We start from the raw sequence: 19,153 nt of genomic DNA, 5'->3' as shown, positions 1-19,153 counted from the left end.
GCGAATTGCGCGTGTTGGTCTTTCCGCGAGCCCGTCTAGGCGGGCTCGCGTTCCAGCAGGAGCTTTGCCGTCTGCCAAAGATCTTCGACCCTGCGGCTGCGCGTCGCGGCGTGACGGTAGAGGCGAATTTCGAGGTCGAGATTCCAGCCCTTATCCGCGGAAGCGGGTACGAGAGCCCCGGCATCAATCGCGTCACGGGCGAGGCTTTCGGGCAGCCAGCAAACGCCGGCACCCGTCATGGCCATGTTCATCAGCCCTGCGCTGATCGTGTTTTCATGCGTGGTGCGACGCCGGAAGGGCGGGCGCCGCAGCATGAGACGAGAAAGGGCGACACCGAAAAACGAATTGAACCCGTAGCTCAGATAGGGAATGGAGAGGCGCGGTTGCGCCACGGCTCGGTCGAGGATGTGCAGTCCCGGTAGCGTGCCATCGGGGATGGAGACCTTTGCCGCGGCGAGCGGGATCAGCCGGTCATGGGCGATCGCCAACGACGAGAATTGTGCGCGGTCGAGATGGAACGGCACCTCCGAATGCGCATAGGTCAGGAAGAAATCCGCCTCGTCACCGATCAGGGCGTCAAGATTGGCCTCGATGCCGCCGCGGTCGGGCATCAGCGAGGTGCTGAAGGCGCCACCTGCATTTTCCAGCAGTTTGAGCCAGCCCGGGAAGATCGTTACCGTCAGCGTATGGAGCGCGGCAAAGCGGATGAGGCCTTCTTCGTGCGACGGGCGCAGCGACTCGCGTGCTGCATAGAAGGTTCGGATTGCCTCCTGTGCTATGGGCAGGAAATTGCGACCTGCCGACGTCAGTTCCGCCGGCATGGTTGCGCGGTTGATCAGCGTTGCGCCGAGCCAGCGCTCCAGCTGTTTGATGCGACGGCTGAAGGCAGGCTGAGTCACGTTGCGCAACTCGGCAGCGCGCGAAAAACTCGATGTGTCGGCAAGCGTCACGAAGTCCTCCAGCCACTTGATCTCCATGCCCAGATCTCCCCTGCGTTGCAGCTGAGGGGATCATAAGTCGTTGGAAAGAAATCGCTATGCCGATATTGCATCAGCCTTTGCTAAAAGCGAATTAGCCAAACCCCGACAAACCTTCCACGTTGCACCCAAGGCAAACAGTTCTGATTTCGAGGCAGCGAGGAGGCTCACGAAATCAAGCTGATAACAAAAGGGGGATTGTTAATGGCCTTCCAGCTTCACGCTGATCTTATTCTGCACAACGGCCGTATCTGGCGGGGCAGGGAGGAGGGGATCAGCGAGGCCGTTGCCATCTGGCAGGGCAAGGTTCTGGCGACCGGCAGCGATGCCGAGATGGCGAGCCTCAAGGGGCCGCATACCGAGGTGATCGATCTCGAAGGCCGTTTTGCCAGCCCCGGTCTCATCGACAATCACCTGCACCTGATTTCCACCGGCATCACCATGGGCTGGGTCGATGCGACGCCTGCCGCCGCGCCGACACTTGCCGCCCTCATGGAAAAGCTCGCCGAACGCGCTGCCGCCACGCCGAAAGGCGCCTGGGTGCGGGCGCGGGGCTATGATCAGGTCAAGCTCGATGTCGGCCGGCATCCGACGCGCGAGGAGCTCGACCGCGCCGTGCCGGATCATCCTGTGCTCTTGACGCGCGCCTGTGGCCATGTGGCCATCGCGAATTCGCTGGCACTGAGCCTGGCCGGTGTCACCGAGGCGACGCCGGTGCCCGACGGCGGCGTGATCGGCACCACCGACGGGCGCCTCAACGGGTTCCTGGCGGAAAACGCGCAGAACCTCATCAAGACGGCCATTCCCGAGGTCACGACGGAGGAGTTGATCGACGGCATCGAGCGGGCAGGGCGCTATCTTCTGTCGCTCGGTATCACCAGCTGCATGGATGCGGCGGTTGGCCAGCTCGCCGGCTTTGCCGAAATCCAGGCCTATGAGATGGCCAAGCTTTCCGGCCGCCTGCCGGTGCGCGTCTGGTTGACGCTGCTGGGCGATCCCGGCGTCTCGATCGTCGAGGATTCCTGGCGGGCGGGGCTCATTTCCGGCGCGGGTGACGACCTGTTGCGCGTCGGTGCCGTGAAGATCTTCCTCGACGGCTCGGCCGGCGGGCGCACCGCCTGGATGACGAAGCCCTATCTCGGCGAGCCCGACAATCTCGGAGTGCAGATGCTGCCGGATGCCGACGTCGAGGCGATCGTCAAATCCTGCCACGACCGCGGCTATCAGATGGCCTGCCACGCGATCGGCGACGGTGCGATCGAGCAGTTGATCACCGCCTATGAAAAGGCGCTGGCCGCCAATCCCGATCCGGATCGGCGTCATCGCATCGAGCATTGCGGCTTCTCGAGCCCCGAGCAGGATCGGCGCATGAAGGCGGCCGGCATTCTGCCGGCGCCGCAGATGGCCTTCATCCACGACTTCGGCGACAGCTACATCTCGGTGCTGGGCGATGAGCGCGGCAAGGCGTCCTACCAGATCGGCACCTGGATGCGCATGGGCCTCAAGCCCTCGACAGGCTCGGACTCGCCGGTCTGCTCGCCCGACCCCTTCCCGAACCTTCACGCCATGATCACGCGCAAGACCGGCAAGGGCACCGTGATGGTGGAGACGGAGAAGCTGAGCCGCGAGGAAGCGTTGCAGGCCTACACGGAGTACGGCGCCTATTCGCAGAAGGCCGAGGGCGTGAAGGGCAAACTGGTGCCGGGCCAATGGGCCGACATTGCCGTCTTCGACAACGACCTGCTGGAAGCACCGGCGGACACCATCCTCTCAGGCACGCGCTGCCTGATGACCCTGCTTGCAGGCCGCGTCGTGCATGACGCGCGCTGACGGCCTGCCGGACTGACCAACACAAAGCCGAAAACGGCACGAGAGGGAAAACAGCATGCTGAAAAAATTGACATTGGCCGCAATGCTTAGCCTCGGGGTGGCAACCGGAGCGCTGGCTGCGGGTGAACGCCACGGCGGAACGCTCGTCTTTACCGCACCCTATGGCTCGAGCTTCGCTACGCTCGACGTTCAGGCGAGCCCGAACACGCAGGAAGAATTCATCACCCAGGCGATCCATCGCGCCCTCTACAGCTGGGATTCGATCCAGAACAAGCCGGTGCTGGAACTCGCAAGCTCGGAAGAGGTGTCCGAGGACGGTACGGTGCACACCTATCGCCTGCGCGACAATGCCGTCTTCCACAACGGCAAGCCGCTGACGGCCGACGATATCATCTACAGCTACAAGCGCATCGCCAACCCGAAGAACGCCTTCCCGGGTGCAAGCTATATTGCCGTCATCAAGGGTGCGGATGAGTTCATCGCCGGCAAGGCCGAGGAGATTTCCGGTCTGAAGAAGATCGATGACCACACGCTGGAGATCACCTATACCGGACCGATCAACCCCGGATTCCCGCTGATGCAGAACACGACGGTGATCTATCCGTCTGACGTCAAGGATGAATCGAGCTTCGCCAAGACCCCCGTCGGCCTCGGCGCCTTCGTCTTCAAGGAACACGTGCCGGGTTCGCAGGTCGTCGTCGAAAAGTTCGACAAGTACTACGAGGAGGGCAAGCCCTATCTCGACCGCATCAACATCGTGCTGATGGCCGAGGACGCCGCGCGCGACGTCGCATTCCGCAACAAGGAAATCGATGTTTCCATCCTCGGGCCTACCCAGTACCAGGCCTATCAGGGTGAGGACGCGCTCAAGGACCACCTGCTCGAAGTTGCCGAGGTCTATACGCGCAACATCGGCTTCAACCCGGCCTTCGAACCTTTCAAGGACAAGCGGGTCCGCCAGGCGATCAACCATGCGATCAACGCGCCGCTGATCATCGAACGCCTCGTCAAGAACAAGGCCTACCCGGCTTCCGGCTGGCTGCCGCTGTCTTCGCCGGCCTTCGACAAAGACAAGGCGCCCTACGCCTTCGATCCTGAGAAGGCCAAGGCTCTGCTGGCGGAAGCAGGCTATGCCGATGGCTTCGAATTCGAAGTGACGGCGAGCCCGAACGAAAGCTGGGGCGTGCCGATCGTCGAAGCCATCCTGCCGATGCTGAAGAAGGTCGGTATCACCGTGAAGCCGAAACCGGTCGAAAGCTCTGCGCTTGGCGATGCCGTGACGTCGAACAACTTCCAGGCTTTCATCTGGTCGAACCTGTCCGGTCCCGACCCGCTCAATGCGCTGCGTTGCTTCTATTCCAAGACGGCGCAGTCGGCCTGCAACTACGCGAGCTACTCGAGCCCGGATTTCGACAAGCTCTATGAGGCGGCCCAGCAGGAACGCGACCCGGCCAAGCAGGGCGATCTGCTTCGCCAGGCCAACAACATCGTGCAGGACGATGCGCCGGTCTGGTTCTTCAACTACAACAAGGCGGTCATGGCCTACCAGCCCTGGATCCACGGCCTTGTCCCGAACGCCACGGAACTGGCGGTCCAGCCCTATGACGAGATCTGGATCGACGACACGGCTCCGGACGCACGCAAATAGCCCTTGAGAGGTTCGGGGCGGCTTAGGCCGCCCCACACATCAGTTGTCCCACCCAGCCGGGTGGCCAAAATGGAACCGCTCATGCTTCGTTTTACCCTGCGCCGCATTCTGCAGGTCGTCCCGACGATCGTCGTGGTGGCGTTGCTGATCTTCGTTATCTTCTCCGTCGTCCCCGGTACCTTCGCGGCCAGCCTCTTTGCTGACGGCAAGCGCGCCGCCGATCCGCAAATGATCGCTCGCCTCAACGAGGAGTTCGGTCTGAACAAGCCGCTGATGGAGCGCTTCGTGACCTATGTCACGGATCTCGCGCAGTTCGATCTCGGCACCAGTTTCCGCACGCGCCAGCCGGTCATCGACCTCATCGGTGACCGCATGGGCGCCTCGCTTCAGTTGGCCGTTGCTGCCATGGTCTTTGCCATCGTCGTCGGCGTGCCGCTCGGCTTTCTTGCAGCACTCAGGCCCGGTTCGATCCTCGATACCGTGACGATGATCGGCGCGGTTTCGGGCCTCTCCATGCCGCAATTCTGGCTCGGCCTTTTGATGATGTACCTCTTCGCGCTGCAACTGAACTGGCTGCCCAGCTTCGGTTATGGCGACGGCTCATTTAGGAATCTCATCCTGCCGGCCGTGACCCTTGGCGTCACACCGCTGGCGCTGCTTGCGCGCACCACGCGGGCGGGCGTGCTCGACGTGTTGAACGCCGATTTCATCCGCACCGCCCATTCCAAGGGCATGAGCGAGGCGAAGGTCGTGCGCTGGCATGTGGCCCGCAATGCGCTGGTGCTGATCGTCACCACCGTCGGCCTGCAGTTCGGCTCGCTGATCGGCCAGGCCGTCGTCATCGAAAAGCTGTTCGCCTGGCCCGGCATCGGTTCGCTCCTAGTCGACAGTGTGGCGATCCGCGACATTCCCGTGGTGCAGGGCACGATCCTCGTCATCGTGCTGTGGTTCCTGATCATCAATACCGCCGTCGATCTGGTCTATGCCGCGATCGATCCGCGCATCAAGCAGGAGTGACGCCCATGCGCCTCGGCTTCAACTTCTGGCTCGGTGCGACGCTGACGGCACTGGTTATCTTCGCCGGTCTCCTTGCCCATTGGATCGCACCCTTCGACCCGGTGCTCGATGCGGACCTGATGAATTCCGAACTGCCGCCCGACGCCACCTTCTGGTTCGGCACGGACGCGCAGGGACGTGACGTCTATACCCGCATTCTCTACGGCGCGCAGATCTCGCTGACCGTCGGCATCGTGTCGCAGGTGATCAACTCGATCATCGGCGTCACGCTCGGCATGACCGCAGGCTACTGGGGCGGCTGGTGGGACGACCTGGTCAACGGCCTGACCAACGTCATGCTCGCGATCCCCTCACTGATCTTCGCTCTCGCGGTCATGGCTGTGCTTGGCCCCGGGCTGCCGTCGCTTTTGATCGCGCTCGGCCTCACCAACTGGAGCTGGACCTGCCGCATCGCCCGGTCTTCGACGCTCTCGCTGAAATCGCAGGGCTACGTGCAGGCGGCCCAGACGCTGGGCTATGGCGACCTGCGCATCATGTTCACGCAAATCCTGCCCAACATGATGGGGCCGATCCTCGTCATGGCGACGCTCGGCATGGGCTCGGCGGTGCTGTCTGAAGCTGCACTCTCGTTCCTCGGGCTCGGCATCCAGCCGCCATTCCCGAGCTGGGGCTCGATGTTGACCGATGCCCGCCAACTTATCCAGCTCGCCCCCTGGGCGGCGCTCTTTCCCGGCCTTGCCATCTTTCTTTCGGTGCTCGGCTTCAACCTCCTCGGCGATGGACTGCGCGACAGCCTCGACCCGCATATGAGGACGCGCAAGCCATGACCGCGCCGCTTCTCGACATCAAGGACCTCCAGCTTGGCGTTTCGCTCGGCCGTTCCAGCCACCATCCGCTGCTCAAGGGCGTCTCCTTCCAGATCATGCCCGGCGAGGCCTATGGCCTCGTCGGCGAATCCGGTTCCGGAAAATCGGTAACATCGCTTGCCGTCATGGGCCTTTTGAAACGGCCTCTCGCCGTCACCGGCGGCGAGATACTGTTCAAGGGGCAGAACCTGCTGGCACTGCCGAAGCGTGAGATGCGGCGGCTGCGCGGCAACCGTATCGCCATGATCTTCCAGGAGCCGATGACGGCGCTGAACCCGCTTTCGACGGTCGGACGACAGATCGCCGAGATGTTCGTGCTGCATCAGGGAAAAAGCTGGGCGGAAGCCGAAAAGCTCGCCGTTGAAGCGCTCGGGAACGTGCGCGTGCCCAATCCTGATCGGCGTGCCAGGAACTACCCGCACCAGATGTCCGGCGGACTGCGTCAGCGGGTGATGATCGCGATGGCGCTTGCCTGCAGTCCGGACCTGTTGATCGCCGACGAGCCGACGACGGCCCTCGACGTGACCGTGCAGGCCGAGGTGCTGCGCCTGATCAAGGAACTCTGTGCGGCACGCGGCACGGCCGTTCTCTTCATCAGCCACGACCTCGGCGTCATCGCCAGCATCTGCCAGCGCGTCGGGGTGATGTATTCGGGCTGCCTCGTCGAGGAGAACGAAACGCGGGCGCTCTTTGAAAGCCCGAAGCACGAATACACCCGCGGCCTGCTCGGTGCTCTGCCGCGCCTTGGCAGCCGCAGCGAGCATGGGCGGCAGCGGCTCGTCGATATCGACAGCATCATCGACGACCGCTCGAAGCTGACGGAAAGCCGCTTTATCATGCCCCGTGAACTGGAGGGGAGCCAGCCATGACCGCTCCGCTGTTAGAGGTGGACGATCTCCACGTCCGTTTCCCGATTTCCGGCGGTGGCCTGCTCGGCAAAGGACGACGTACGCTCCACGCCGTCAACGGCATCAGCTTCGAGCTCGCCAAGGGCGAATGCCTGTCGATCGTCGGCGAATCCGGCTGCGGCAAGTCGACGACTGCGCTTTCCATCCTCGGCCTGCAGGAACCGACCGAGGGCATGATCCGCTATCGCGGTCAGCCGCTGGCGGGGCCTGGCGCGCCGCACCGAATGGACCGGGCGAAGGCGGTGCAGATGGTGTTCCAGGACCCTTACGCCTCGCTCAATCCGCGCCAGTCCGTGCGCACCTCGCTCGCCGCACCGCTGCGGCTGCACGGCATTTCCGCCGCCTCGGAGATCGAGGGCCGCATCGAGGCGATGCTGAAGAACGTCGGCCTGACGGCCGAACAGGCCGGCCGCTATCCGCATGAGTTCTCCGGCGGCCAGCGCCAGCGTATCGGCATTGCCCGCGCGCTGATCCTCGAGCCTGAGATCGTCGTGCTCGACGAGCCGGTTTCCGCCCTCGATGTGTCGATCCGCGCGCAGATCATCAATCTCCTGCTCGACCTTCAGGAAAAGCTCAGCCTCTCCTATCTGATGATCAGCCACGATCTGAGTGTGGTAGAGCATATGAGCGACCGGGTGTTGGTGATGTATTTCGGCGAAGTCGTGGAAGAGGGCGGCTGGCGCGAGATTTTCGAAGCGCCCACTCATCCCTATACGCGCCGCCTGATTGCCGCCATTCCCGATCCTGATGCGGCGTTGAAGCCGGCGGCCAGGCAGGCGCGCGACGCCGCCGTGCCGCACCTTGCCGGCCGCAGCTTCGTTTCCGATGGCAGCACCGCGCCGGATGTCTTTACCGCCCCCGTGCGGTCCGAACTGATCGAGATTGGCAGAAACCATCGGGTTCGGATGGCTTTGGCCTAAACGATGGAATGTGTTGAGCGAAGCCCCGTTCCGCCCTGCTGCAAAGATGGGCTAGGTTGCTCGACATCCGAGCGTGGAATCTTTGAAATCTAGGATGAGCCAATGAAACGCATGCCGAAGATCGCCGTGATCATGGATGAAAACACCAGTGCAGGCGGCGGACGCTATGACGTCTCGAGAAACTACTTCTCCGCTCTGCGCCGTGCCGGTGCCTTTGCCTTCGGCATTCCCTATATTCCCGATCTCGTCGACCAGGTCGTCGAGGAGTTTGACGGGTTCCTAAGCGTCGGCGGCCGCATCAACTTTCCGAAAAGCTGGTATGTCGAAGGAGACCAATCCCAGTATCCGCCCTCGGATCGACTGGCCGTCGACATGGCATTGATGGAAAGCTTCCTTGCCCGCGACAAGCCTGTGCTCGGCATCTGCAACGGCATGCAGATGCTCGGCTGCCTCAACGGTTGCAGGATGGTTTCCGATGTCCATTCGTCGTGGCCCGGCGCGCTCAATCACGACCAGGCCAATTTCTCGCATGACGTCAGCATCGTAGCCGGCACCAGAATGGCCGACATCCTCGCCGTCGAAACATTCGCCGTGAACACGTTTCATCGTGAGGCGATCGTCGAGGTCTCCGATGCCGTGACCGTGACTGCCCGAGCCCCCGATGGAGTGGTCGAAGCGATCGAGGTCGCCACGCAGACCTTTGCCATGGGGCTGCAATGGCACCCTGAAATGCTGGATGCGGACAGCCATCCGGGCGCTCGTGTTTTCGAAGCCTTCGTCGAGGCGTCAAACCGGCACCTTCGATAACCTGCTCCACGGCCTTGTTGCGCTCTTCCGGAAGCACATTTTGCCGTCTCGCGATTGACGTTGGCGGCGCCAGCAAATAGGGCCAAGCCGAGAGGCGTGCCGAACGCCGGCAGACAGCAACAGGAGTGTAGAGTGAGCGAACCGACCGTAGCAGAGGCAACAGATCGCATTTACGAATCGCTGCAGGCAGACAATGCCGACATCGATCTTCATATCGCGACCCTCAAGGCAGCGTTGACGCGGGCTGGTTTGAAAGAGGCCGTCTTCGATCCGACCAGGCTCGTGCAAAACAACCGTTCCGGACGGAAGCTGATGCAGGCATACTTTCGGCAGCGCGGCGTAACGGTGAAATTCTCCGCTTAAGGATGTCTTCACTCAGATAGGCCGCGGCAAGGCGGCCCATGAGGTGGCATTCCTGGTCCATGTGGAGCGGTCGGCGAACTATCCCGGCCGAACCTCTCGGCGCGCGACGCTTTCAATCGGTCATCTCGCGCGCAAACGGCCCCTGGCCGCATTTTGTAACCGTCTGGTAAGCGCACCAAATTCGCGCTTCAGCCCCGCGCTTTGGCGATGGCGTCCTTCAGTCCTTTTTCATCCAGAACGCCGGGAATGATCGCCGAACCGATGACGAAGGATGGCGTGCCGGCGAAATTGAAGGCGAGGGCCTGACTGTAGTTGCGGTCGAGCAGTCCGGAGATCTTGGCATTGTGCGTGTTCACGGCTGCGGTCAGCTCCTTCATCGAAAGACCCGCTCCGGTCAGCGCTTTCTCGATATCGTCCTGCGACAGCCTCGCCTTGGTTTTCATCAATGCCTCCATCGCCGGCTGGTACTTGCCGATCTGGGCAGCTCCAAGCACCGCCTGCGCGGCGAAGACGGAGGTTTCGCCCAAGATCGGCCAATCCTTCAGCACGAGCCGCACGTTGCCGTCGGCCTTGACCACCTTCTCGACCGTCGGATGCACTTTCTTGCAGTAGGGGCACTGATAGTCGAAGAATTCGACGATCGTGACATCGCCCTTCGGATTGCCGAGGACAGGTGCGTCCTTGTCGAAAAACACTTCCTCCTTGGTCAATTGCTGGGCGAAGGATGGTCGGCCTCCGACAAGCACGGCGGCGGCGGTCGCGACCGTGGCGGTAAGAACGGTTCTGCGGGTGAGCATCAGATTTCTCCTTGTGCGAATGGGGTGACGCCGAAAGCGACGGCGCGTGTGGCGATGGCAAGGACCATGCCGCGCAGGCAAACGGCGGAAGTCGGAAAGGCTGGAGCAATCACTCTGTCTGCTTCCTGTCTTCAGATGAAAAGGCGGCGAGCCGTTCGGCGATTGCCTCGCGCGAGATTTCGCCGAGATGGGTCGCGGCGAGCGTACCGTCCGGATTGATGAAAAGTGTGGCGGGAAGGCCGATCGCGCCGTAGTGCCGGGATAGGTCCGAGAAAGGATCGATAAGGATGGTTTCCAGGTCGACGCCGGTTTGGCGCAGATAGGATTCTATCGCAGCGCGGCTTTCGCCCTGGTTGGCGAAGAGAAAGTCGACCCCGGGATTGCCTTCGGCCATCCCCGCCATCATCGGCATTTCCCGCCGGCAGGGCGGACACCAGCTTGCCCAGAGATTGAGAACCGCAGGCCGGCCCTTGCGCTCGGCGATGGCAAGGGTCTCGTCCCGTGCGAGCACGGCATAGGACGTTTCCGGCGCACGGGGTGCCGCGCCGCTATCGGTGAGGGTTGTAACGACGACCCAGACGAAGAGGCCGGCAGCGAGCGGCAAGATCGCCCAAGGTGCGGCTTTTGGTGCTTTTCGCCAGAGGATCACCGCGGCGAGGAGAACGCCGAGGAGGCCGCCTGTCGGGGAAAAACCGCCCTGCCAGATGGCGAGAACGCGCAACGGCTCCTGCAGGAAGCTCTCGGCATGGGCGAGCACATGCCCCGCCCGCGCGCCGACAACGCCCAAGAGTGTGGCCGTCGTCGTAAAGCTGCCAAGCCGGTTGTCGACGCGCGCAGCAAGGAGAGAGCCGATCAGCATGAACACGACCAAGCCGACGATCACCGAAAAGCGATCGGCAGAAAAGGCGAAGGGGCCTATCGCGACGGCGTTCATTGCGAACCACCCTTGGCGATCCGCGCCGCTTCCGCAAGCGAGGCGGACGTGATTTCGCCGACGAGGCGCGTACCGGGTGCCTCCTCCTTGCTGCGGTCGAAGAAGATCATGGTCGGCGGGCCGACGACGGCAAGTGAGCGCATCAGCGCGCCGTTCTCCGCATCGAGGGTGCTGACGTCGAGGCTTGCCAGGCGGACCCCGTTGAGGCCGGCAACGACATCAGGCGCCGTCAGCACGGAGCGTTCGATCGTGCGGCAGGTGACGCACCAGTCCGCGGTGACATAGACGAGGGTCGGTTGCCTGTTGGTGGCTGCGGTGTCGAGAAGGCTGGAGAGTGCACCGGCCGAGCCGACCTTGGTAAAGTCCGACTTCTGGATGGTGGCTGTCTGCCCAACGCTCGCTGCCCCCCTGAGCGGACCGAGCGGGGTGAGCGGATCGCTGGCTCCAAGGCCGAAGCCCACCAGCAGGAGACCGCCCCAAATGAGCGAGACGACAGCGGTCAAGCGCGCCAGCACGCCATAGCTGCGCGTCGGGCGCAGCCCGTCGAAAGTGCCCGCGTAGATGCCGAAAGCAAGGGCCAGCACAGCCCAGGGCAGGAGGAGGAAGCGCTCCGGCACCAGTGGCGTCGCAAGCCAGATCGCCGTTCCCAGAAATGCAAAGCCGAGGACGTGCCGGACACGTTCCATCCACGCACCGGCGCGCGGCAGCGCCTTGCCGCCGATCGTCGCCATGATGATCAGCGGAATGCCCTTGCCAAGTCCAAGGGCGAAAAGGGCGAGTGCGCCGACCGCAATGTCACCGGTCCGGGCAATGTAGAGGAGAGCGCCGGCAAGCGGCGCGGTGACGCAAGGGCCGATGAGGAAGGCGGAGGAAAGACCGAGCAGGGCGGCAGCACCGACCGAACCGCCCTTCTGCCGGCCACCGCTCAGGCGGTTACCGATCGCTGCCGGCAGCTTGACCTCGAAGAGCCCGAAGCTGGAGAGCGCCAGCAGCACGAACAGTGCCGCGACCACGCCGATCGCGACGGGTGATTGCAGCACGATCTGCAGGTTCTGCCCCGACCATGCGGCCGCGATGCCGAGGAGACCGAAGGCGGATGCCAGAGCCAGCACATAGGCGGATGCGAGCACGAAACCGCGTCCCGCGGTCAGTCCCTTTCCCTCGCGCGTGAGCATGGCCGCGACGATCGGATACATCGGGAAGACGCAGGGCGTGAAGGCGAGCAGCAGTCCGAAGCCGAGGAAGCCGGCAAGAAGCAGCGCAAGCCCGCCCCCGGTCATCAGTCGGTCGACCGCCGTCTCGCCGCCGTCAGCTGCGATGGAAAACCCTGCGTCCGTCGCTTCCACGGGGCGTGCGTCCTTGGCAGGCGCAAAGGCAAAGCCACCCGCCGGCTTGCTGATGGTCATCGCGGCGGTATCGATTGTCCGCGTTGTCGGCGGATAGCACAGCCCGCCATCCTGGCAGCCCTGATAGGTGAGGCGAACGGTTTGAGGCGCATCGGCGATCCAGGCCGAAGCGTTCCGATAATAGACCTCGGTCGTGCCAAAGCCTGGGTCGTCCTTGACGGTGCCCGGATCGGTCCGCAGGGCGATCGGTTGATTGCCCTCATCTTTTGCTTCCAGGAAGTCCCTGTAGAGATAGTAGCCGTCGGCGATCGTCCATGTGATCGCCAGCCGGCCGTCGTCCTGCCTGGCGATTGCAGGCACGAAGGCCTGGCCCATCGGCAGGGGCGCTTCGAGCGCCCGGGCCGGCTGGATCGCCGCAATCAAAACCCAAACCAGCGCGAGCAGACATATTTTCCGCATCGTACTTGCGTCCTCGTCTTCATTCGAGGGCGGAGCGATCAAGCCGCAACCTTAAGGCAGCCTTAAAATGACGGATCGGGGGGATAAGGTTGGGAAAAGGCCGCGCAAACTAATCCGTTAAGACCTTGGCGCTGACTTTCTCCAGCGTCGGGTTGTCGCGGACACTGCGGTCGGTCACCAGAACATCGACCGCCGAGAGCGGGGCAAATTTGTAGGCGCCGGCGGTTCCGATCTTGTCAGGTGTCGCGATCGCGACCACCTCGGCGGACACCTGCAGCATCGCGGCTTTGACCGCCGCTTCGTCATAGCCGGCGGTGGTCAGGCCGTATTCCTCATGGAGACCATGAACGCCGATAAAGCAGATGTCTGCGCTCAGGGCGTGGATCTGCTCGAGGACACGCGCGCCTAAGGTCATCTGGCTCCGCTTGTCGAAGACCCCGCCGAGAAGGATGACCTCGAGGTTTCGGTGTTCGGCTGTCGCCGTCGCAATGGTTGGGCTGTTGGTGATGACTGTTGCCCTCAAGTCCAGTGGCAGATGCTTGGCAAGCTCGAGATTGGTGGTTCCGCCATCGATCATGATGATCTGATCGGGCAAAACGATCTCGGCGGCGATGCGTGCAAGCTTCGTCTTTACGTCCCTGGCAATCTTGTATCGCCCCTGGAATGGTTGTTCACCGGGCGTCACCGGGAGGGCAGCGCCGTGAACGCGCTTGATCAGGCCGTCGGCTGCGAGTTCCCGAAAATCGCGCCGCGCCGTGTCCTCCGAAAGCGAGAAGCGCTCTGCCAGATCAGCGGTGGAAAGGCGGCCCTTTGACTGCAGTTCAGCAAGAATGAATTTTCGGCGCTCGTCCGGGGTCGATTCCAATTTCCTGCTCCATCCAGATTGCACGATTGTACGTATTCGTGCATATACAGGAATCACAAGATCTCAACAAGGATTATGTGATGAGCGCTTTGGCTATCAAAGGAAATGTCGTCCTCCCGAACAGGGTTCTGGAAAACGCGGTGGTCGAATGTCGCGGTGGCCGCATTGCGAATGTTGCGGCCGATTGGGAACCTGGCGAGACCGCGAGCGTACTCGACATGTCCGATCACTTTATTTGCCCGGGCTTTGTCGATATCCACATCCATGGGGCCGCGGGCGCAGACTACATGGATGGCACGGATGAAGCGGTAAGGACGGTCAATCGTGCCCATGCGCGACATGGCACCACCTCGGTGTTCCCGACGACGACCACCGGATCGTTCGAGCAACTCGATGCGATGATCCAAGCGTGCGAAAACGTGCAATCGAATTGGTTGCCCTCGGATGGTGCCCGGATCGCCGGCGTGCACTTCTACGGTCCCTATTTCGCCGAGGACAAGGTTGGGGTCCATTCTAAGGAAGGCCGCCGGGATCCCGTTCGGGAAGAGTACGAATACTTCCTGACCAAGGAGATCGTCCGGATCGCGACATGCGCATCCGAGCTGCCAGGCGCGCTCGAGTTTTTCGAGTTTGCGCGCCAGCAAGGCTGCTTCATCACCTGCGGCCACTCGAATGCGGCATGGGGCGAGCTGGAGGCGGCGTTTGCACGTGGCATGCGGCATGTCGATCACTTTTGGTGCGCAATGAGTTCCGTGTCGTCGTTGCGGCAGCGCTTTGGCACGCCGATGCAGGCGGGCATGGAACAATACGTTCTCATGAACGACGAGATGAGCACCGAGGTGATCGCTGATGGCATCCATCTCTCCGACGATCTCCTGCGCTTCGCCTTCGAGATGATCGGCCCACAAAGGACCTGCCTGGTTACGGACGCGAACCGCGCCATGGATGCGCCTCCCGGCAAGTACAGGTTCGGCTCGGAAGATGACGGCACCTGGGTGTTCAGCGACGGCAATTCGGTCAGAGGCGCCGATGGAAGCCTTGCAAGTTCCATGCACGGGATGGACCGGATGGTTCGAACGATGGCGCATGCCGTCGGACGCGATCTGCCTTCGGTCATTCGGATGGCGTCGCTGACGCCTGCGGAACTGGTTGGCGCTGCCGGCGACATCGGAAGCATCGAGACGGGCAAGTTGGCGGACTTCGTGGTGCTCGACCGTGATCTCAACGTGAAGTCGGTGATCATCGGGGGTGTCGTTGCCGTCGGCGATGGTGCAAACCTCGGGCAACACATCTGATGCGGGCGCCCGAAGTCGCTCTCGGCATCGATGTCGGCGGCACCAAGACGCGCTGGATGATCGCTCACGACGGGGTCCTTCGGGTCGATCATCAGGTTCCGACGGTTGCCTGGAGGCACGCCAGCTACTCCGACGAGGATTGCCTTCGGTTGAAGCGCCTCGTGGAGGCGACCTTCGACGGGGTTACGCCGTCGAGGGTTGTCATGGGGGCGAACGGCTGCAACGACGAACAGGCACTCCGCCGTTGCGAGACCGCGCTTTGTGATGTGACGGGGTGGAACATCCGGGTCGTGAACGACGCAGAGCTGCTTGCGGCTGCAGGCCATGGGCGAGGCATTTCGCTCATTGCCGGAACGGGGTCCATTGCTGTCGCGAGAGACCGCGCCGGCACGCTGATATCGGCCGGCGGCTGGGGATGGCTCATTGGCGATGACGGCGGCGGGGCCGGCTTGGTCCGGCGCGCCCTTCAGGAGGCGCTCGCCGCCGAGGACCTTGGAATGCCGGATCGCCTGCTTTCGCAGGCGCTGATGGAGAGCTTGGCGATCCCAAGACTTCTGCGCGCGAACGAGCGGCTGGCGGAGGCACCTTCCGCGGCTTCCCTGGCATGCCACGTGCCGGCGATCTTCGAGGTTGCAGCACGTGGCTCCAGGATCGCCGGGCGCGTTCTGGAGGACGGGGCGTCCAGTCTTGCAGATATGGTCGGCAGGCTTCACCGACGCGGCGCACCCGGCCCGGTTTTTGCCGGCGGCGGCCTATTGGAAAGCCAGGCCCGGTTCTTCAGCCATGTGAGCCGCCTCATCCGGGAGCGATACGGCCTCATCGTGTTTCTCGTGCGTGACCCACCTGTGGTCGGCGCGCTGAAGCTGGCGGTGCGAGTGGGGTGTGGCGCCAGGCACCCGTGAATGCTCGCCGAGCATTGGTCTCCCTTCTTAAGCTGCTGGGAGAGCGGGTGGGGAGATTGCTGTTCGGTGGCACTGCGGTCGGGTGTGGCGATCGACCACGCCGAACAGTCGCCCTTGATCGACTGGTGGCTCTAGGAAATCGACATTTGTTCGAAGTCTGTCTTGTGCCGGACGAGCACTTTCGGGGCGGCCGGTCGGTGCACTTCGGTCGGACAGTTAGAGAGTGTGTCGGCCCTTCGAGAGCAAAGGCCGAGCGATCGTGGGCATTCAGTCGGCTCTCCTGCTGATGAGCACCGGCCCTTCGGCCGGCGCCCAGACTTTATTGCCTGTGTTTCCTAGTGGGTTGCACCCGATCCGCCGGCTGCGACGATCGCGAAGGGTTGTCCTTCGACTGCGATCGTGCGGGTTTCCTTCAGGGTACCCGTGTCGATCAGGCGCACCAGGCTCTGGCGCGGATCGGTGATGGCTAGGTGGTTTCCGGCGACGGCCAGGCGGGGCCTTGCGTCGCGCCAGTGACCGTCTTTGCTGTAAGGTTCCGTGACGGTCTCCGATCTGGTGATCACGCCATCCACGACGTCGAGCAGGTGAAGTTTGCCGTCCTCCGTCAGGATGTAGGCGTTGCGTGACTTTGCCGGATCGAGGATGAAGTCGACCCGCCGCAGCGGCAGTTCGACGAGGCGGTAAGGTTCTTTCGCGTCGGCGTCGATCAGCACCACCTTGTCCTCTCCGTAGTTCCCGAGGAAGAACTGCATCGAGGTGCCGCCGAGCAGGGTCGAGACCTTGCCTTCCGGCAGCTTGTCGCCATAGGCGAGCATCTCGAGCTTGGGGCCGTCGAGCCCGCCCGGACGCGCGACCAGGACGCCCTCGGCGCAACCGAAGGCGACCAGACGTGCGGACGTTGCTTCCCCGTGGAGCCCCGTGCAGGTTGCGACATCGCCGACCTGCTTGCCTTCCTTGTCGAGGACGCGCAGACCCAGGCGAGGGGGAAGCTCGCCTTCCTTGACCGGGGCTTCGAGGTTCGGGACCGAAACGAGAAGATGGTTGCCGGTCGAGACCGCGACGCCATGGTGTGCGGCGGTCGTGTCGTAAGCCTTGAGTTCCGCCTTGCCGTCCAGAAGCGCGCTTTCGCCAAGCAGATCGAACTTGCCGCCGCGGTCGTAGAAGATGGCGAGATCGTCACCATGGGCAACCACGTGGCCCGGCTTTTGTCCGCGGATCGTCGTCTCGAGAAGCCTTGGCTCCTTGACTTCGATGTCTCGGTGCTCGCCGTGATCGGAAAGGGCGATGCCGGTGTCGATGGCATGGATCAGGTTCTGTTCGCCCTGGACGGCAAAGACCGTGCGCCCGGTATCGCTCAACGAAAGGGCGGCGTAGCCCTCAAGGTCGAAACGGCCGATTTCCTTGTCCGTTTCCAGATCGATGGCGCGGACCACGGGCTTGGTGTGGTCGGCAATGAACAAACGCCAGGTCTCGCGCTGCTGTTCTTCCTCGGCATGGGAGGTCAACGGAAAGGCGAGGGTCGCAAGTATGGTCGTGGCAAAAAGCGCGGGCAAACCGGAGCGGGACATGAAATCTCCTATAATGTAATAACGTAACGTTCGTTGTGTTATAGCGTTACGTTTCTCTTGTCCAGCGGCAACAACCTGGCGTTTGCATCGGAGTCGGCGAGGACGGCATAGGCGGTTCGCCGAGAGTTCTGCCGTGACCTTGACGTCAAGGGTGGTGAGGCTTGGTCTCGCCAAAGCGACTTCGCCTGTGGAAGGCGAATGGCGGCCTGTCTCGCCGCCATCCGCCGAAACGTTTGGTTTATTGTGGTGGAGTTTGCCGGTCTTTCTGAAAGGGCGAGACGGACCCAGACCCACCATAGGGCCACGCATCACGGATGCGGTCGCCAAAATGCGGCTGGGTCCGGTCGTGCCGTCACTTCGTTGCGCCCTCGCTCAAGGACAGCTTGTTCCCGCGGCGCTGCGGCAGGCGGCCGTTCAGAACGATGTAGGCGAGGAGGCCTATCACCAGACCCCAGAAGGCCCCGCCGATGCCGAGCAGCTTGATGTTGGCGGCGGAGGCCAGGAACGTGATGAGCGCCGCTTCGCGGGAGGCCGGGTCGGCTGTCGCTGCCGCAAGGCTGCCCCCGATCGTGCCGAGCAGGGCAAGGCCCGCGAGCGTGGTGATGAAGGTTGCCGGAAACGCCATGAACACGGCCGCAAGCGTGACGCCGAACACGCCCACGAGCACGTAGAAAAAGCCCGCAGCGATACCCGCGATCCAGCGCCGGGACGGATCCTCATGGGCCTCCTTGCCGGTGGCGATAGCCGCCGTGATTGCCGCGATGTTGAAGGCGTGCGAGCCGAAAGGCGCCATGATCAGCGAGCCGAGGCCCGTCGCGGTGACAATCGGGTTCGCGCTGGTCTTGAAGCCGTCATTCCGCAGCACCAGCATTCCCGGCATGTATTGGCCGGTCAGCGTGATCAGAAACAGCGGTAATGCGATCGAAAGCAGCGCGTTCAATGAGAATTCCGGCATCGTGAAAATGGGGGCCGCGAACTTGAGCTTCAGGCCCGACAGGTCGACCCGGCCCTCTGCGAGCAGGAACAGGAGCCCGAGGACGAGAATGCCCACCACGGCATAGCGGGCGGAGAAGCGCTTCAGGACGACATAGGCGACGATCAGCAGGCCGACGAGCAGCGGGTCGACGCTTGCGCCGCCGAATGCGCCGATGCCGAACTGCAGCAAAATGCCGGCGAGCAGGCCAGCGGCGATGCCGGGCGGGATCAGCCGGATAACCTTCTCGAAATAGCCCGAAAGTCCGAGCGCGACGAAGGCCAGGGCCGAGATCATGTAGGCGCCGATGGCTTCGGCATAGGGGGTGGTCGCAAGCGCTGTGACGAGAAAGGCTGCGGCCGGCGTCGACCAGGCGGTGATGATCGGCTCGCGGTAGCGCCAGCTCAGCCAGAGCCCTGTCAGTCCGACGCCGATGGATATCGACCAGACCCAGGACGCCGTCACCGCGGGGCTGAGCCCAGCCACCTTCGCAGCCTGAAAAACCAGGATGAAGGTGCCGCCATAATTGACGATGACGGAGATCAGGCCCGCGACGATGGGATGAGCGAGATCGTTGAAGCGAAGGGATGACGGGGAGACATGGGAGGTCATGATCTATCGGGCTCCTGAATTTTCGGGGAGGACTGGTAAGCCGCGTTGACAAATAGCCAGTCATTG

17 protein-coding genes are annotated in these 19,153 nt (G+C 62.9%); 10 read left to right on the top strand and 7 right to left on the bottom strand.

The features are described from left to right. Positions 1-35 precede the first annotated feature (35 nt). Positions 36-977: a LysR family transcriptional regulator gene (locus L981_RS21175; RefSeq protein WP_043620638.1), complete on the bottom strand. Its 942-nt coding sequence runs from the start codon at positions 975-977 to the stop codon at positions 36-38. A gap of 204 nt (positions 978-1,181) precedes the next feature. Between L981_RS21175 and L981_RS21170 the strand changes: the two genes are divergently transcribed. From L981_RS21170 to L981_RS21135, 8 genes are all read left to right on the top strand, one after another. Continuing rightward, positions 1,182-2,807 carry an amidohydrolase gene (locus L981_RS21170; protein WP_043620635.1) on the top strand — a complete coding sequence of 542 codons (1,626 nt, stop codon included), beginning with the start codon at positions 1,182-1,184 and terminating at the stop codon, positions 2,805-2,807. A gap of 55 nt (positions 2,808-2,862) precedes the next feature. After that, a complete protein-coding gene (locus L981_RS21165; protein ID WP_043620632.1) occupies positions 2,863-4,455 on the top strand; it encodes an ABC transporter substrate-binding protein in 1,593 nt (530 codons plus the stop codon). Between the two features lie 81 nt (positions 4,456-4,536). Beyond that, positions 4,537-5,472 (top strand): ABC transporter permease, encoded by a 936-nt coding sequence (locus L981_RS21160; RefSeq protein ID WP_043620668.1) that lies wholly within the window; start codon positions 4,537-4,539, stop codon positions 5,470-5,472. Positions 5,473-5,477: 5 nt separating this feature from the next. Continuing rightward, positions 5,478-6,299 carry an ABC transporter permease gene (locus L981_RS21155; protein WP_043620630.1) on the top strand — a complete coding sequence of 274 codons (822 nt, stop codon included), beginning with the start codon at positions 5,478-5,480 and terminating at the stop codon, positions 6,297-6,299. After that, positions 6,296-7,207: an ABC transporter ATP-binding protein gene (locus L981_RS21150; protein WP_043620628.1), complete on the top strand. Its 912-nt coding sequence runs from the start codon at positions 6,296-6,298 to the stop codon at positions 7,205-7,207. Before L981_RS21155 ends, L981_RS21150 begins: the two co-directional genes overlap by 4 nt. Continuing rightward, positions 7,204-8,166 (top strand): ATP-binding cassette domain-containing protein, encoded by a 963-nt coding sequence (locus L981_RS21145; protein WP_043620625.1) that lies wholly within the window; start codon positions 7,204-7,206, stop codon positions 8,164-8,166. The genes L981_RS21150 and L981_RS21145 overlap by 4 nt, the downstream gene beginning before the upstream one ends. A gap of 102 nt (positions 8,167-8,268) precedes the next feature. After that, positions 8,269-8,973 carry a gamma-glutamyl-gamma-aminobutyrate hydrolase family protein gene (locus L981_RS21140; protein WP_043620622.1) on the top strand — a complete coding sequence of 235 codons (705 nt, stop codon included), beginning with the start codon at positions 8,269-8,271 and terminating at the stop codon, positions 8,971-8,973. 132 nt (positions 8,974-9,105) lie between these two features. After that, positions 9,106-9,336, top strand: coding sequence for a hypothetical protein (locus tag L981_RS21135; protein WP_043620620.1), 231 nt, complete (start codon positions 9,106-9,108; stop codon positions 9,334-9,336). Positions 9,337-9,524: 188 nt separating this feature from the next. Here L981_RS21135 and L981_RS21130 read toward each other — a convergent pair whose 3' ends face one another. The 4 genes from L981_RS21130 to L981_RS21115 all read right to left on the bottom strand — a co-directional run bounded on the left by L981_RS21130 (position 9,525) and on the right by L981_RS21115 (position 13,794). Next, positions 9,525-10,133 carry a DsbA family protein gene (locus tag L981_RS21130; protein ID WP_043620617.1) on the bottom strand — a complete coding sequence of 203 codons (609 nt, stop codon included), beginning with the start codon at positions 10,131-10,133 and terminating at the stop codon, positions 9,525-9,527. 109 nt (positions 10,134-10,242) lie between these two features. Then, positions 10,243-11,067 (bottom strand): TlpA disulfide reductase family protein, encoded by an 825-nt coding sequence (locus tag L981_RS21125; protein WP_043620614.1) that lies wholly within the window; start codon positions 11,065-11,067, stop codon positions 10,243-10,245. After that, positions 11,064-12,872, bottom strand: a complete 1,809-nt coding sequence (dsbD, locus tag L981_RS21120) for a protein-disulfide reductase DsbD (protein WP_043620611.1) — start codon at positions 12,870-12,872, stop codon at positions 11,064-11,066. The genes L981_RS21125 and dsbD overlap by 4 nt, the downstream gene beginning before the upstream one ends. A gap of 109 nt (positions 12,873-12,981) precedes the next feature. Further along, positions 12,982-13,794, bottom strand: a complete 813-nt coding sequence (locus tag L981_RS21115) for a DeoR/GlpR family DNA-binding transcription regulator (RefSeq protein WP_082006108.1) — start codon at positions 13,792-13,794, stop codon at positions 12,982-12,984. A 23-nt stretch (positions 13,795-13,817) separates the two neighbouring features. Here L981_RS21115 and L981_RS21110 point away from each other — a divergent pair, with 23 nt between their 5' ends. Together L981_RS21110 and L981_RS21105 are read left to right on the top strand one after the other, a co-directional pair. After that, complete coding sequence (locus L981_RS21110; RefSeq protein ID WP_052201923.1) at positions 13,818-15,032, top strand: N-acetylglucosamine-6-phosphate deacetylase; 1,215 nt, start codon at positions 13,818-13,820, stop codon at positions 15,030-15,032. Next, positions 15,032-15,934 carry an N-acetylglucosamine kinase gene (locus L981_RS21105; protein WP_052201922.1) on the top strand — a complete coding sequence of 301 codons (903 nt, stop codon included), beginning with the start codon at positions 15,032-15,034 and terminating at the stop codon, positions 15,932-15,934. Before L981_RS21110 ends, L981_RS21105 begins: the two co-directional genes overlap by 1 nt. Before the next feature lie 335 nt (positions 15,935-16,269). Here the strand turns inward: L981_RS21105 and aztD are convergent, their stop codons facing one another. After that, positions 16,270-17,502 (bottom strand): zinc metallochaperone AztD, encoded by a 1,233-nt coding sequence (gene aztD / locus L981_RS21100; protein WP_043620606.1) that lies wholly within the window; start codon positions 17,500-17,502, stop codon positions 16,270-16,272. 352 nt (positions 17,503-17,854) lie between these two features. Beyond that, the gene (locus L981_RS21095; RefSeq protein WP_043620603.1) at positions 17,855-19,087 is read right to left on the bottom strand and encodes a benzoate/H(+) symporter BenE family transporter; all 1,233 of its coding nucleotides are present in this window, start codon (positions 19,085-19,087) and stop codon (positions 17,855-17,857) included. Positions 19,088-19,153: the final 66 nt, after the last annotated feature.

Origin of the sequence: Ensifer sp. ZNC0028, assembly GCF_000799055.1 — a bacterium.
GTDB lineage: Bacteria > Pseudomonadota > Alphaproteobacteria > Rhizobiales > Rhizobiaceae > Ensifer.
The sequence above is the reverse complement of the archived record's forward strand: the minus strand, read 5'-3'. Positions and strand labels throughout refer to the sequence as shown.

What these genes read in the sequence shown, in the direction of transcription:
- L981_RS21160 (WP_043620668.1), top strand. Translation starts at nt 4,537, where the DNA reads ATGCTTCGTTTTACCCTGCGCCGCATTCTGCAGGTCGTCCCGACGATC.
- aztD (WP_043620606.1), bottom strand. Translation starts at nt 17,502, where the DNA reads ATGTCCCGCTCCGGTTTGCCCGCGCTTTTTGCCACGACCATACTTGCG.
- L981_RS21175 (WP_043620638.1), bottom strand. Translation starts at nt 977, where the DNA reads ATGGAGATCAAGTGGCTGGAGGACTTCGTGACGCTTGCCGACACATCG.
- L981_RS21110 (WP_052201923.1), top strand. Translation starts at nt 13,818, where the DNA reads ATGAGCGCTTTGGCTATCAAAGGAAATGTCGTCCTCCCGAACAGGGTT.
- L981_RS21170 (WP_043620635.1), top strand. Translation starts at nt 1,182, where the DNA reads ATGGCCTTCCAGCTTCACGCTGATCTTATTCTGCACAACGGCCGTATC.
- L981_RS21125 (WP_043620614.1), bottom strand. Translation starts at nt 11,067, where the DNA reads ATGAACGCCGTCGCGATAGGCCCCTTCGCCTTTTCTGCCGATCGCTTT.
- L981_RS21145 (WP_043620625.1), top strand. Translation starts at nt 7,204, where the DNA reads ATGACCGCTCCGCTGTTAGAGGTGGACGATCTCCACGTCCGTTTCCCG.
- L981_RS21165 (WP_043620632.1), top strand. Translation starts at nt 2,863, where the DNA reads ATGCTGAAAAAATTGACATTGGCCGCAATGCTTAGCCTCGGGGTGGCA.
- L981_RS21095 (WP_043620603.1), bottom strand. Translation starts at nt 19,087, where the DNA reads ATGACCTCCCATGTCTCCCCGTCATCCCTTCGCTTCAACGATCTCGCT.
- L981_RS21150 (WP_043620628.1), top strand. Translation starts at nt 6,296, where the DNA reads ATGACCGCGCCGCTTCTCGACATCAAGGACCTCCAGCTTGGCGTTTCG.
- L981_RS21140 (WP_043620622.1), top strand. Translation starts at nt 8,269, where the DNA reads ATGAAACGCATGCCGAAGATCGCCGTGATCATGGATGAAAACACCAGT.
- L981_RS21105 (WP_052201922.1), top strand. Translation starts at nt 15,032, where the DNA reads ATGCGGGCGCCCGAAGTCGCTCTCGGCATCGATGTCGGCGGCACCAAG.
- dsbD (WP_043620611.1), bottom strand. Translation starts at nt 12,872, where the DNA reads ATGCGGAAAATATGTCTGCTCGCGCTGGTTTGGGTTTTGATTGCGGCG.
- L981_RS21130 (WP_043620617.1), bottom strand. Translation starts at nt 10,133, where the DNA reads ATGCTCACCCGCAGAACCGTTCTTACCGCCACGGTCGCGACCGCCGCC.
- L981_RS21155 (WP_043620630.1), top strand. Translation starts at nt 5,478, where the DNA reads ATGCGCCTCGGCTTCAACTTCTGGCTCGGTGCGACGCTGACGGCACTG.